Origin of the sequence: Cellulosilyticum sp. WCF-2 (genome assembly GCF_003990395.1) — a bacterium.
Classification (GTDB): Bacteria; Bacillota; Clostridia; order Lachnospirales; family Cellulosilyticaceae; genus Cellulosilyticum; species Cellulosilyticum lentocellum.
Genome location: NZ_CP034675.1, coordinates 4,155,725 through 4,170,265, shown reverse-complemented (window position 1 = coordinate 4,170,265; position 14,541 = coordinate 4,155,725). Strand labels below are relative to the sequence as shown.

The 14,541-nt window shown below is 34.0% G+C and carries 11 protein-coding genes; 9 read left to right on the top strand and 2 right to left on the bottom strand.

The window, feature by feature from the left end; genetic code table 11:
* Positions 1 to 176 precede the first annotated feature (176 nt).
* From EKH84_RS18900 to EKH84_RS18890, 3 genes are all read left to right on the top strand, one after another.
* Positions 177 to 3,602 carry a hypothetical protein gene (locus EKH84_RS18900; RefSeq protein ID WP_127067490.1) on the top strand — a complete coding sequence of 1,142 codons (3,426 nt, stop codon included), beginning with the start codon at positions 177 to 179 and terminating at the stop codon, positions 3,600 to 3,602.
* Between the two features lie 46 nt (positions 3,603 to 3,648).
* Entirely contained in the window at positions 3,649 to 4,689 is a 1,041-nt protein-coding gene (locus tag EKH84_RS18895) for a hypothetical protein (protein WP_127067489.1), read from the top strand.
* 260 nt (positions 4,690 to 4,949) lie between these two features.
* The gene (locus tag EKH84_RS18890; RefSeq protein WP_127068164.1) at positions 4,950 to 5,336 is read left to right on the top strand and encodes a MerR family transcriptional regulator; all 387 of its coding nucleotides are present in this window, start codon (positions 4,950 to 4,952) and stop codon (positions 5,334 to 5,336) included.
* 150 nt (positions 5,337 to 5,486) lie between these two features.
* On the opposite strand, the gene EKH84_RS18885 is transcribed toward EKH84_RS18890, so the two are convergent.
* Together EKH84_RS18885 and EKH84_RS18880 are read right to left on the bottom strand one after the other, a co-directional pair.
* Positions 5,487 to 5,888, bottom strand: coding sequence for a hypothetical protein (locus EKH84_RS18885; protein ID WP_127067488.1), 402 nt, complete (start codon positions 5,886 to 5,888; stop codon positions 5,487 to 5,489).
* A 16-nt stretch (positions 5,889 to 5,904) separates the two neighbouring features.
* The gene (locus EKH84_RS18880) at positions 5,905 to 7,155 is read right to left on the bottom strand and encodes an erythromycin esterase family protein (protein ID WP_127067487.1); all 1,251 of its coding nucleotides are present in this window, start codon (positions 7,153 to 7,155) and stop codon (positions 5,905 to 5,907) included.
* Between the two features lie 701 nt (positions 7,156 to 7,856).
* On the opposite strand from EKH84_RS18880, the gene EKH84_RS18875 reads away from it, so the two are divergent.
* Genes EKH84_RS18875 through EKH84_RS22565 form a run of 6 tightly spaced genes read left to right on the top strand, consistent with a single transcriptional unit; the run spans position 7,857 to position 14,503 of the window.
* A complete protein-coding gene (locus EKH84_RS18875; protein ID WP_127067486.1) occupies positions 7,857 to 8,804 on the top strand; it encodes an ABC transporter ATP-binding protein in 948 nt (315 codons plus the stop codon).
* 11 nt (positions 8,805 to 8,815) lie between these two features.
* The gene (locus EKH84_RS18870; protein ID WP_127067485.1) at positions 8,816 to 9,955 is read left to right on the top strand and encodes an ABC transporter permease; all 1,140 of its coding nucleotides are present in this window, start codon (positions 8,816 to 8,818) and stop codon (positions 9,953 to 9,955) included.
* 3 nt (positions 9,956 to 9,958) lie between these two features.
* The gene (locus EKH84_RS18865; protein WP_127067484.1) at positions 9,959 to 11,107 is read left to right on the top strand and encodes an ABC transporter permease; all 1,149 of its coding nucleotides are present in this window, start codon (positions 9,959 to 9,961) and stop codon (positions 11,105 to 11,107) included.
* Between the two features lie 18 nt (positions 11,108 to 11,125).
* Positions 11,126 to 12,277 (top strand): sensor histidine kinase, encoded by a 1,152-nt coding sequence (locus EKH84_RS18860; RefSeq protein ID WP_190283399.1) that lies wholly within the window; start codon positions 11,126 to 11,128, stop codon positions 12,275 to 12,277.
* A gap of 12 nt (positions 12,278 to 12,289) precedes the next feature.
* Positions 12,290 to 12,913 carry a response regulator gene (locus EKH84_RS18855; protein WP_243118614.1) on the top strand — a complete coding sequence of 208 codons (624 nt, stop codon included), beginning with the start codon at positions 12,290 to 12,292 and terminating at the stop codon, positions 12,911 to 12,913.
* A gap of 30 nt (positions 12,914 to 12,943) precedes the next feature.
* Complete coding sequence (locus tag EKH84_RS22565) at positions 12,944 to 14,503, top strand: response regulator transcription factor (protein WP_190283398.1); 1,560 nt, start codon at positions 12,944 to 12,946, stop codon at positions 14,501 to 14,503.
* The last annotated feature ends 38 nt before the right edge of the window (positions 14,504 to 14,541 follow it).

Below are 14,541 nucleotides of genomic sequence, written 5' to 3'. Positions count from 1 at the left end.
ATTATATACGTATGATATTAACCTTATATATATCAAAAATAACCTTTTAACTTATTAATTTACCTGTTATCAGTAAAACAATATTATTTTTAATAATAAAGATATAATAGGGATGCAAGGAGAAAGATAGGATTGGATGAAATCTGCAAATAGGGATGAGAAGGGAGTCAGGTAAAGTGATAAGTGATAAGGTAGCGGCAAATGTGAATGAACAAGAGTTTAGTGTTACTGTCCAGACAAAATTGATGCAGAATTATAGGGTCGGGTCTATTATTCAGGGTGGAGCAAATATGTGCAGTACTTCTTGCATAGGGGAAGCAGGATATGAAGATGCACTATTTGTCACAGATTCGAGAGGAGAAATTTATTGTTTAAAGCAAGATTCAGGTAGTACAACTGGAATGGTAGGGGAAAAGATTGGAATGCATGGTAATCATGTTGCATTGGGAAGAGATAGTAATGGCAAGCTAATTATCTTTAGTAGCCAAGCAGAGCAGCTTTATTGCATGCAAGAGAAGAAGAAGGGAAGTTTTACGTTTAATTCCAGTGAAAATGTAGCCATTCCATTGCCAGTGAATGCTTCTTCTATAGAAGCCATTTGTGTGAAACAGATTAAAGAAGGAATGAGTATTGCCGTGTTTTATAAGACGCAGCTTGATGCAGCTTATTATGTGGCATATGGGATTTGGAAAGATCAGGCACCAGAATTTAGGTTATTGCCTTCTACTTTCGGCAATACAGCATGTATTTGGCTAGGGAGCCAAGAAGAAGATTTAGCTTTAGCTGTCGTTGACAATATCGTGGCTACTTATCATTTGGCTAGTAAAAAAATAGAAACTTATAGTTGTGATACGATTCTTCGTCCCATTGCTATTAAAAATGTAATTGGGCAAGCTGGTGAGGATATTATTTTTGCTATTATAAAAAATGGTAAGAATGCAGATTTGAGTGAACTTAAACTAAATCAGGACAAGAAAAACTGTGAAGTTATACCTTTATCTAAAGATAAATACTTTACTAGTTTTGATATTTGTAAGGTGCAAGAGGATGAAATTCACTTATTAGGTATTGCTACAGATAATGTTTTATATCATGCAGTTAAGCAAATAGATGAAAGTCAAACGACATCAGATTTAACACCAATAAGTTCGGGTATAGCACAGGTAAGTTGTTGTGGAAGTTATGCTAAGGAATTGACGGCATTTATAGTAGGTACAACACAAAATAGAGTGGCCCACTTTATTTATGAATTAGAAACAGGCAACTGGAATAGGCAATATACAGATTTGCCAACGGATACAGAGCATATTGAAGTTTATTCTGCTTATACTTCTGAAGTAATGGCTTATGATCCAGCAGGTGCCCTGTTAATTGCTACACCTGTTGAGATTTGGGCATCAGAACTTACTAAAATTGAAACGAGGAGTGGGGTTTATTACGTAGGACCTCATAATAAGATTTTAACGTCAACTGATACAAGAGGTGTTTTATCCATTAGCCAAGAAACGAATATGCTTGCAAGTAGTGAAATAATCATCCATTTACCAGCAGTAATGGCAGAGGATGAGACGCTAGTGATTAAGCAATTTGAAGGAGTTCAAACAAAGCTATATCAAGTTGATTCCAACCAGTTAATGAACGCAAAAAAAGCAGATGGAACTTATTTATTAGAAGATACTTATCGTACAGCTGAAACAACTACAAGTTTAGCAAATGCTATTTCTAAGTGTATGGGAATGGTAGAGCAGGTACCTGTAGGGCATAAAAGTATGAATACTAGAGGAAAAGCAAAAGGTGTATATAAGGGAAAAATTATACAGTTAGACGAAATAAGAAAATTAAGAGTCCCTGAGAATCCTCAGCATTGGAGCTTAGACTTTAGTGGAAATCAAATGTGTTACCAAGATTTATCACTTGAAGAAGCTAATAATCAAATATTACTCATGAAACAAGGTAGTACCAATGTTCAAGGCATATTTAGCTGGATCACTAAGATCGGTGACTTTTTTAGAGGAGTTGTTGATAAAGTTATTGATGTTGTAAAGATGGTAGTTACTACTGTTGTTGAAGGCATTAAGGTAGCTTTTGATTTTATTGTAGACGGTGTTAAATATGTATTTGAACAAATTGTTACTTTTGTAGAGGAAGCTTTTGATGTGGTAGAGATCATTTTTGATAAGGTGAAGGTTGCTTTTAAAGAATTATTCCAATGGTTAGGCTTTATTTTTAATTGGGATGATATTTTAAGGAGCAAAGAAGTTATTAGTTATTTGATGCAACAACAATTAGCTTTTATACAAGGTTCAGTAGAAGGTACTAAGGAAATTGTCATGAAGGGTATTGATGGCATTCAAAGCAAGGTGAGTACAATTTTTGACTGGGCAATTAAAAATATTGCAGGCAAAGAATCTTTACTAGGATATATTAAAGAAAATACACTAGATGATCCAGAGATGGAAGAGGCGTATAGTAATAATTTTTTAATGGAGCAGTTTGAGAAAAATAGTCCTGCTATAGAAAGTGTAGTTTATGAAGCATTAGAGCAGGATAGTGTATTAGATGAATTTATTAAAGAACTAGAAAAGTTAATTGATTTTACAGAATCACAAGAAGCTTTTACAGAAGCTATAGCGTATTTTAAGCAAATAGGTAAAGCACCAGATGAATTATTTAATAACCTATTAGCCGGCTTATTTAAAATAATAGAAGGGATTGTTCAAGCGACTTTATCAGCTACTCAAGCTGTGTTGGGTGCATTATTCGATATTGTAGAGTACATAGTGGGCGCAATAACTAAGCTATTAACAACAGAAATAAAGATTCCTTTTATTTCACCATTTTATAAAATGATTAGTGGTAATAGTGCACTAACATTATTAGATCTAGCGTCACTTATTATAGCAGTACCTGCAACTATTTTCTTTAAAATTGCTAAAAATAAAGCACCATTTCCTGACTCGGCAAGCATTGCAAGCTTTAAAGAACAGGTGAATGCAGAACGTATGTTAGCAGCAGCCGGATTTAAGGTGACGAATACTTTAAAAAGCTGTGTGGGTGCTGCTAGTGAGGTGGTTCAAGAATTATGCAAAGTCTTTGGAGCAGTTAGTAGTTTCTTTTTCTTTTCTTTTGCTGGAATTACTGATTGTATAAAAGATGCACCGAGTGCTATACAAATAATGCCTTTAATTGCAGAATTTTGTTGGCAAGGATTTAGCACACCTTGGATTGCATCAGATGGGGCACCAGATTGCTTTACAGAAGATGGGCAAAGCAAAGTAAATTGGATCTATGTTAATCTAGGGTTAATAATAGATGGTGCATTTTATATACTAACTAAGAAATATGCAGATAGTGCAGAAGATCCAGGTAGACTAACTACAGCTATATATGGTTTGTTGCACATTATACCGACTACCCTTGCTTGTCTTCATGCAAAACCAGTAGCTATTGCAGCTAATGCTATTTCTCCAATTGTAGAGATATCAAAATTATTACTCTTAACAGAGGTTAGTGCAAGTACAGAAGGCATAAGTATAGCTTGTGCAGGTGTTATTGATGGCATGGCAGCTATTGCAATGCCAATATTAGTGACCTGTTCATAAATCATTAATAAGCATTACAAAATAAAAATAAATAGGAGTGAAGTATATGGGAGATTTTAATAATGTTTTTATGAGACCCAACTTAAGTAGTCAAGGAACAGTGCCAGCATCAGGAGATTATGCATTTTCACCGGATATATGGCCATCAGGATATGAGCCTATTACTGACTGGCAAGTTTCGCTTGTATCAGAGGATAGTTATACAAAACAATCAACAAAAGATACAGTTCTAGGAAAAGATAACTATTTTTACATAAGGTGCAAAAATAATACCGATCGAACCATTTCTAGTAACGTTTCATTATATTATGCCCCAGCATCAACTATTACTTGGCCTAGTATGTGGCAAGATAATATTATTAAAACAGATTTAGGTGAAAACAAAGCACATATTGATTATTTAAAGCCAGGTAAAATAGGAACTATTGATAGACCTTTTGTATGGAGACATGTACCAAAGCCTAATAATGGAGATCATTATTGTATTATTGCTCAAATTAATGATGATCAAAATACGAATCCATTTCCAAGAGTAGATACACAGCTAGATCAAGCTAAATTAATGCTGAATAATCTGAGATGGGCTCAGAGAAATATTACTATTGTTGATAAAGGAGCACCTACTTTTTCTTATACGGCTGATATTAGTGTACCTATTAACATTACACCAGGTAGTAGAAAGTATAAAGTAAGTGTCATGCCTAAAGGATATATGGGTTGGGAAGTAGAATTTGTATGTAGTATGGGAGATTCAGAAAATAAGGCAATTAAGTTACAGAGAAATAAAATCACATCAGATAATATGATTTTAGGGTGTAGCTGTACCTTGGACCCGGGTTATTCAGCTAAGATTACAGTATATATGTATAATACTTCAGGGCAGCCATCAGCAGCTGGCGCAGAAGTGCCTTTAGAAGTCTCCTATCAAATAGACGATTCAGAGTTAAGGGAAGCATGCCTAAGAGGATTAGTAGATCCTACGTATTCTAATCGACTTCATGCTGCAATAGAAGGTGTAGAAAACGGATTAAAAGGTGGTATTGTGTATTATACTAAATTAGGTTCTTATTCTTCTCTAGCAAAATAATGATTTTACGAGATTTTAGGATATGAGAAGGTATCTGCAGCATTTATTAGGAAATGAAAGAGATAAGAGGGTTTATGTTAGGTAGTAGGTGAGGTGAGTTTCGCACCTATGGAAATGTAAGAAGATAAAGGGCGATTTAAAGAAGAGACATACTTCTTTAAATCGCTTTTTAGTTTTATATAAGTATAAGAAAAGTTAGCTTTTTTTGTCAATCAAAAAAGGTATATAAATGATATAATGAAGAGAAGGAGGCTTTAATGATGACAATTGCTGAAGTAAGTAAAAAATATAACCTTTCTCCAGATACACTGCGTTATTATGAACGTATTGGGCTTATTCCTGCTGTCCATCGTAATAAAAGTGGTATAAGAGATTATACGGAAGAGGCCTGTAAGTGGGTAGAGTTTATCAAGTGTATGAGAAGTGCAGGTATGCCCATTGAAGCGTTAATTGAATACGTAGCGCTATTTGCACAAGGAGATGAAACTATTGAAGAGAGAAAAGATCTTTTAATAGAACAGCGAAGACTTCTAGCAGAAAAAATGGAAGAAATCAGGGCAACTATAGAACGCTTAGATTATAAAATAGAAGGATATGAAAAGGGACTTGTAATAAAAGAAAAAGAACTAAGAGAAATGGAAGAGTGAATTGAAAAAGGTACTACTAGGATGATGAAACTTCTAAGTAGTGCCTTTTTAGTTTTAAATAATAAGTTATTATATGAGCAAAGTAAATCAAGGCGTTTGCCATAAACATTACTATTATAAAAATACTGCTATAAAGAGTTTCAAATAGGACTAGTTCAAGTAAAGTTTTAAATTAACGAATTTAAAAGTATTTTTATCTTTTAGTTCTAGAATTACTTTATAGGTATTACCTTCGCTTAAAGTCATATTTATAAATGGATAGTAACCTATAGAGTTATATCCAACATCACCCGTACTCACTAATTCATTAGTTGCTTCGTTATAAACTTCATAGCTGGCATTTTTAGCAAAAGTGGTAATATCAAATTTGTAGGACCCAGTTTGAGCGGCGTCTACATAAAAAGTATATTTGCCATCACTGATAATGTTTTCGAGTAAATGAATACCCTTTAATTGCGTATTACTTCCCAAAAAGATTATTAGAACAATGGTAAGAATGCTCATTCCCCATATCCATGGCTTTTTTAAATCCATATATAAGTTTTTCTGCATATATGAAGACCTACCTTTATTTGAAATTTATTTTTGTAGATGGATGCATTTTTTGTAATACAATAATCCCATCATACGCTTGTGAAGGAATCATTTTTAAGGTGTAAAAAGTTTTAAGAGCTTTTTGCCAACTATTGAACTCGGCACCAATATTTGTCATAGCTATTTGGGTATCAAGTATTTCTTTAAGCTCATTATTTTCTTTTGCTTCTATAAAATCCATGAAATAGATATTATCCTCTAGATTTTCAAACTGAGATGTTAGTGCATTAGTATTATTTAGTGTTATAATCATATCTTTTCCGGAACTATTTACAACATTAAAGGTGCTTTCTAAAAAATCAGTACCAATGGCGTAGTAGGCATTACCATAGCTTGTTGCAAGTCGTTCTCCCATACAAGTAAACCCTGCAGATGAAGACGTTTTTTCTATGTGTCCATTATGACCGGTAATAAAAAGCATTTGATTTTCTTCGTAATTGAGTATCCAATCAATTTTATCTTTCATATACTGATCTCTCATATTGGCATAATTTGTACCTGAACTACGCAAGGTTGCATTTTCTTTAATAGACTGGGCGCATTGCAGGGCAAATGCAAATTCTTTCTCACTTGATTGAGCTATGAAATCCTTCTTAGAGGCCATCATTATTTTCATTAAGGCATCTACTTTTGTCATCGCAACCTTTACCTTGATTTGATTCTGAGTATAAACCGTTTGATCATTTAAATCAGAAAGTAGAGTTGAATATTGTTTTGAAAGCTGCTTATTTACTTTGTTAAGATAGTTAAACAAAAGCTCTTTGCTATTATCATAACGCTGCATATCAAAGCCATAGAACTTTAGCTTTTTATTTTCAGGTGTAGTTTGGTTATAATTTCTCATCCACTCAATTAAATCAGCCATTTCTTGGGTTTTATAAATAGCAAATCCTATCTCAGCAGCCGCCTCTTTAGCAGTGCCATTCCCTCCTGAAATATAGTCATTCACCTTTGCACTTCCACCAAAATCACCTTCTATTGCAAAGATGCGACAATTATTATGTTCTATTAAAGCTTTAAATACATCGAGCTTTAATGTCTGTAATTCACTATTGCCATGGGTTGCTTCGCCGAGGCCTACAATTTTAATATCTGGAGCTACAGCTATCTTGTCTACTGCTGAAATATAGTTTTGGATGGCTATAGATGGTTGAGCTTTAGTAGAGCTTACAAGAAAACAAATTGATAAAATAGCTGATAAGACTAGGTATCTCTTTTTTCTCATTTATACTTTTCTCCTATAACTTTTATGTTGATATTTCCAAGCTATGTATTTAACTAGTTTTATTAATAATTATATAATTGATTGAAACATTAATTAGAAACTTAATTAAAAAATAATATTTATCACTATATTACATAATGGATAGAGTAGAGAGAGTTTCATTATTGTGACCAGTATAGGACTTACAAAAGAAGAAATAGAAAAGATACAACAAGAATTATAAAAAACTAAACACCAAAAAGGCACTACTAGGAAGTATTAAACTTCTAAGTAGTGCCTTTTTGTTTCTAGACTCTTGTATTTTACCTTTATAAAAGCTAACCTGGCCTCAAAAAGAGCATAGTATGGCTCCTCAGCACTATATGATTTTTAGGGCTATGGGGATAGCGAGTATAAAAGTTAAACCAATGAGTGAGGAGCTCCTTAAAGTCTTGGCCGGTGCACCCTACTCTAGGAAGCAAAGACCTTAAGACTCTGGTTTAAAACTTTGTTTGATTAGTTTTTGCAATTATATATATGTGGGCAACCAGTGGAATCCCAAATAAAAAATGAAAAATTTATGGACCATTTTTGCATATAACCTACCATGACAATTGTCACCCCTAGCTTCGTTTTCTTGTCACTGTTTCGCACCACCTTACCCATGTTACATTATTATTATCAAATCACACCATTAGAGTACAAAGGGGAGAGGAGAAGCTATGGGAGCTTTTGTTGAGGTTAATAAATTAGTTAAGATGTATGGGGATTTTTGCGCGGTTGATCATTTGAGTATTAGCATTGAAGAAGGGGAAATCTTTGGGCTTTTAGGGCCCAATGGTGCTGGCAAGTCAACTACCTTAAGTGCTATTACCACTTTAAACAATTTTGAAAAAGGAAGTATTAAAGTTGGAGGTTTTGATATTGTAAAAGATAAAATGAAGGTCAAAGCATTAGTAGGAATGGTGCCACAGGATATTGCTGTTTATAAGCACTTAAATGCTTTAGAGAATGTGAAATTCTTTGCTTCTTTTTATGGATTAAAAGGAAAGGCATTGGAGGAGGCAGCATTAGAAGCGCTTGAATTCGTAGGACTAAGTGAAAAGCTTAAGATGAAACCAAGACAGATGTCAGGTGGTATGCAAAGACGACTGAATATTGCTTGTGGTATAGCGCATAGGCCAAAACTTATCGTTATGGATGAACCTACCGTTGGCGTAGATGCTCAGTCTAGAGAGCATATTTTAAATTCGATTCGTATCTTAAAACAAAGAGGGACTACGGTGATTTATACATCACATTATATGCAAGAGGTAGAAGAAATTTGTGATCATATTGCTATTGTGGATCATGGAAAGCTTATTGCTAATGGAACTAAAGAAGAGCTAGTATCCTTGGTAACAGATATAAAAGGCTGCAGTATCACAACGAGAATCACAAGTAAGGTAGATACTGAGCAGCTAAAAAAAGAACTTTCAGTACTACCTGGAGTCGTGAGAGTTAACTTAGACGAAAATGAAATCCACTTAGACTTATCTATTAAATGCGAAAATATCATGTCAATCCTGGAGATAATTAATACTTATAAGCTGCCTATTATGAATGTGACAAGTGAAAAACCTAATTTAGATATGACGTTCCTAAGTTTAACAGGACGAGAGTTAAGATAGGGGGAAATTACATGAAAAATATAATTTTAAATGAATTTAAAAGTTTTTTGCGTAATCCCTATTTAATCCTTGTTCTTATTATATTTCCAGTAGTATTAGTTTATATTTTAGGAAGTTTCCTAGATGAGGTACAGACTGCTGACCAAGCTATTGGGGAGGTTCATTTAGGCTATTTCATAAGTAAAGATCAAGAAGATGAAGCAGAACAAATAAAAGCAGTACAAATAAGAAGCTTGCTAGAAAACACAAAAGAGAAGCTAAATAAAGCAAACGTTATATTTGAAGAAGTGTCTTTAAAGGAAGAAGGGTTAACACTTTTACAAGAGCAACAAGTTGATGCTTATCTTGTTTATGAGGTAGGTAGCTTAAAACTTTACGAAGGAACAGACGTTTATTTAAACCATACAGTCAAATGTATGATAACAGGTATGTTAAAGCAAATGCATGTTTATGAAATAGCTACTAATAGTTTAAAAACTAGCAGCTTTCATTTTGACGAAATGCAATCAGTGAGTGAAAAAACATATACAGTATCTAAAAAGTTACAAACACAAATGTCAATGATGGATTATTATGCTATTGCCATGACCATTATGACTGCTTTCTTTGGGAGCATTGGTTCTTGCATGGCGTTTACAGATGAGAAAAATAGTAAGACAATTAATAGGCTTATTATATTGCCACAGAATCGCTTTAAGCTTTTTGCGGGAAAAGTAGTAGGTTTGATGCCACAAGCTATTTTGCAGGTGACAGTGATTATGTTAGTAAGTAGCTTCGTTTATGGCGCTTCTTACGGCAAGGATTTAGCTAGTAATCTTCTATTATTTGCATTATTTGCAGGAACGTCGGTTACTGTAAGTGCTATTGGCATATTATTAAGTTTAATTTTTAAGAAATCTATGGTAGTCCTTTTATTTGCAGTGAATTGGCTTCTCTTGTTTTTTAGTGGTATATTTGCCATGGCAATGGCAATAAAACCGCTATGTGATTATTTGCCACCTTATATACTTAATCAAGCAGCTATTAAGCTCAGTTTATTGGGAGAATCCCAAGAGGTTTGGTGCATCCTAGGTGTTGAATTAATTGTTACAATGGGTGTACTTGTTTTAGGTGGTATTATTTTTAGCAAAAAACAAGAGGAAAGGGGGTAAGTTATGAAAAATATAGTAACCTTTTTTGATATGAGTTTAAAGCGCAACTGGTTTTCAATTATTTTGGCTATTGCATTAGGTGTATTACTTTGTGTGATGCAAGAAAGTTTTGGTGGTAACTTTAATACAGCTTTTAGAGAAATGAAGGTAGCAATTATAGATCAAGATAAAAGCGCTTTATCAAAGCAATTGATTAGCTATCTTAAAGAAGAAATTGGCATGCAAATTGATACAGGAAAATCCTATGAGGCTTATAGCAATGAGTTGCTAAACCGAGAGCTGTCAGCTATAATTGAGATAAATAAGAATCTTCAAAACGACCTAGTGGCTCAGCGCACTATTGAGCCTATTCAAGTGACTACCATTAATAACTATGCCAATGAAGCTTTTATCAAAGCCTATATAGAGGTGTATATGGAAAGTGTAGAAGTACTGGGTGCTACTAGTGGAGGAGATAGTAAGAGGTTCGAGATACTATTAGAGGAAATGCAAGCAGGTCATCATGGACTAGAGCTTATAAGTGCTAGTGAGACTATGATAGAGAAATATACAGCTAGTGTAGGCTTTGAATTAACACAAGGGTTTTATTTGAATTTTATCTTTTATATTGGTTTATTTATTGGATTGATGATTGTAACAGATCAAGTAGATGGCACCTTTAAGAGGATACAAAGTACACCTATGAGACCAATGGAGTATATTTCAGGAACAGCTCTTTATGCATTAGTTGTAGGAAGTATTTCGGCTGCTATTTATATAGGTTACCTAGGTTTTAAGCAAAGTGATATAGGATTACCTTTTTGGATGGTGGCTTATTTGTTATTAGTATTTGTCTTAATTGTTATTGGTATTTCTATGATTTGTGCTTTTATAGTGAAGACGAAGGTGGGAGTGGTTTTTTCTATTTATGGTGCTGGATGTATGGCAGCTATTTTAGGTGGTGCTTACTTTGAAACCAATATGGCACCAGAATTTATGAGGCGTCTTGCTAAGATTGTGCCACACTATTGGTATATGGAATGTATTAGAGGTATGCAGGGAAGAGGAAGTTATAATCCTATGGGGGCTTTAATTATTTTAGGATTATATGCCTTGTTCTTTATGTTATTAGGAACAGTATTATTTAATAAGCAGCTTACAACGAATGAGTAAGCCATAAGGATGGGGAAAATGAAAGAAACAACAAGGGTATTTGCTATATATAAGGTGATTGCGTTAGCCATAAGCTTGGTTTTCATGCAGCAATATAGCAAGGAAGCTGTTTTTATAACAGGTTCAGCCCTTGCTTTTTTATGCATTTTTATAATAATGTATGCGCTTGATTTAAAGTGCAATGGGTGGAAAAGAGAAAGTCTAAAGGGTAAGTGGCTGGGGAAAGTAAATCTATTTTTAATTCTTCTTTTAGAGGGAGTATTACTCGGATTAGGAATAGAAGAATGGCAGCCTATTTTTATTGTATTAGGGATAGAACTTATAAGCTATTTAACAGAGGAACATTACTTCTATGGCTTGAGCGTAGCCGGGTTCATAGTGATGCTTGGGATTTACCCAGGGTCTATTAACTTGGTTCTTATTAATATATTGGTATTAATAACCTTATTGATTACAATAAATGATAGTAAAAAGCTAAGTTTTTATAAAATACTTAATAGTGATCAAAGGGAACAACTGATTCACCTAGAAGAACAGATTAAAGATAATGAAAGGCTTATTAAAACGATTAAATACTCAGCAGTCTTAGAAGAAAGAAATCGTTTATCAGCCAGATTGCATGACAAAATAGGGCATAGTATATCCAGTAGTATTATTATGTTAGAAGCAGCTATGCTTCAGATGAAGAAAGACCAAGAAAAGGCACTCATTAGTATGCAAAAGGCCACAGCTCATTTAAGAGAAGGTGTAGATGATATTAGGAAGGCATTAAGAGAAGAAAGGCCCATTAGAAGTGACCTAGGAAGTAATGATATTCAGCTGCTATTAGATGAAGCTAATGCAAAACATGAATTACATACTATGTATCGAACAGAAGGTAATCTAGAACAGGTTAACTTGGAATTATGGCAGTGCATTAAAGAAAATGTAGGAGAGCTTTTGACCAATGTATTAAAGCATTCGAAGGCTAGTGCTTTTACTGTGGAGATTAAGGTGATGACTGCTATGGTGAAGGTGAGCTACTATGATAATGGGGTTTGTAAAGGCAAGCTAATTAAAGGGTTAGGCCTAGAAGCAGTTGAAGAACGTACCATTAAATGTAATGGGAAATGCTTTTTTGAAATGAATGAAATGGGTTTTAAGGTGATAAATATCTTTTTAATTTCATAAGGGGGAATTTTTGTGATTCATATTGTTTTGGTAGATGATGATGCCATGATTAGAGAAGGGCTAAAAATGATTATAGAGACCCAGGAAGATTTTATTTTAGATGCTGTATGTGAAAATGGGGAGAAAGCCATAGAGGCCTGCAGACTTTATAAACCAGAAGTGACACTTTTAGATATCAGAATGCCTGGCATGAATGGTATTGAAGTTGCTAAGCTCCTTATAGAGGAGAACATTAGTAAACCATTGTTATTAACAACCTTTGATGAACCAGACTTGATTTTAAATGCCATGAAAGCAAATGTCTATGGCTATATTTTAAAAAGTGCTTCAGCAGATACCATGCTTTCTGCTATTCGAACAGTAGCTTTAGGAGGAAATGTTTTTCAAAAGGATGTTATGGAATTTATTACTTCTCAGGTATCAGAACAAAAGCAAAAGGAAAATCATTTATTTGATAGCTTAACAGAAAGAGAAGTGGAAGTAGCAGCGGCTATTGCAGAAGGCTTGTCTAATAAAGAGATTGGGAAAAAGCTATTTATTTCAGATGGCACTGTAAGAAATCACATTAGCGTTATTTTAAGTAAAACAGGACTTGAACATCGTACCCAAATCGCAGTAAGGTATTTGACTCGTTAAGAGGTGTAAGTCATTAAGGAGATGAAGGAAATGAATAGAGAAATGCTTTATAAACAAATGGAAGACTTAAAAGAAAAAGGACGTATAAAGGAACTATTTGAATTAGTAGAGAATGAACTCTTATCAATAACGAACATGTCTTGCACTTTACCATGTTATCAAGTATTGAAGGCTATTTCCTTTGAACAAATACCTTCTACACTCAGTAAATTAATAGTAGCTTGGTTAGCCTTTTTAAATGGTGATAATAACTATGCTTATGGCAATATGAAAAAGCTTGAAGAAGAAGAAATGACCAATAAGCAGTTAAAAGCTTTTTATTACTCGCTTCAAGCTTTAATGACCTTTAATACAGAAGCGAAGAAGAAGCTAGCCCTAGCAAAACTAAGTGTAGACATACTACCACCTGAGGAGAGTTCCTTATTTATGGCTAATGCCAAGCTTACCTATGGTCAAATGCTGGCAGGTTTCTTAAGGTATAGAGAAGCGACTAGATTATTTGATGAAGCTTATCGGATGTTTTTTAACCTGGGATTAGATTTCCCAGCTAGCGTAGCCCTTACAAACAAACTACTTAATTTATATTATCTAGGAGACATGAGAAGGGTGATTGAAGAAAGTAATCAAATATTGATTCAAATAGGCGATATGAGTGAGAGAGATAAGGGATATTGGGACATTATTTATTTACCACTTGGTATGTGCTATTTTCAAATGGGAAAGTTAAAACTGGCATGCAAGTATTTAAAATTAGCTAAAACGTGTATAGAAGATACACAAATGCTTCATATGCAAGGTGTAGTGGAGCCTTTTTTAATGAAGGCTTATTACTTGCTGGATGAACAAAGGCATATGCAAGAAGTGATGTCAGATCTTTTAGCTAGATTAGGGCATATGCATTATATTTATAGAGAACTATTTCAATGCTTGTACTATGTTTTAACAGAAGATACGACTTATACAAATAAAGAAGAAATAGAGGCAATGATTGAGCGCCTTGAAATGGAATTTACAAAAAATCATTATCAAGGGCAGTATCAAGTAGTGGAACTTTTACTCTTGCTTCAGCAAAAAGGGTTGAGCCATATTATAACCATTCCTTATTTATTAGATATGTTGAAAAAAGTGCGTTTTACAGGTATGAGGACACAGCTTCAAGAACTGCTTATTTTCTTAGCGGAAATTAACTTAAAAGCTAATAGGGAAAAAGAGGCTATCAGTTGTTTAAAGGAAGCTGTGCAAGTTCAAAGAGAAACAGGTATTGTAGCAAGCTTTTACTTATTGGGAAGAGAAATCCTACCTTTGCTAAAAAAGATAGATCAAGAAGTATACCTTCTCGTAGCACAATTTCATAAGGAGAATGAAACGAGTAAAGTAGGTATTAAAAAAGAAGAGTATCTTTTAACACCAAAGGAAAGAGAAATCTTAAGCCTAGTAGCAGAAGGAAGAAGTAATGCAGAAATAGGAGATCAGCTTTATCTAACGATTGGAACTGTTAAATGGCATATGAATCATATATTGGGAAAACTAGAAGTGAAAAATCGTATACAAGCAGTGAGTGAAGCCAGGAAGTTAGGGGAAATTACCTAACTTTAGTTAGGCGAAGGACGTTACCAACTTTGTTACAA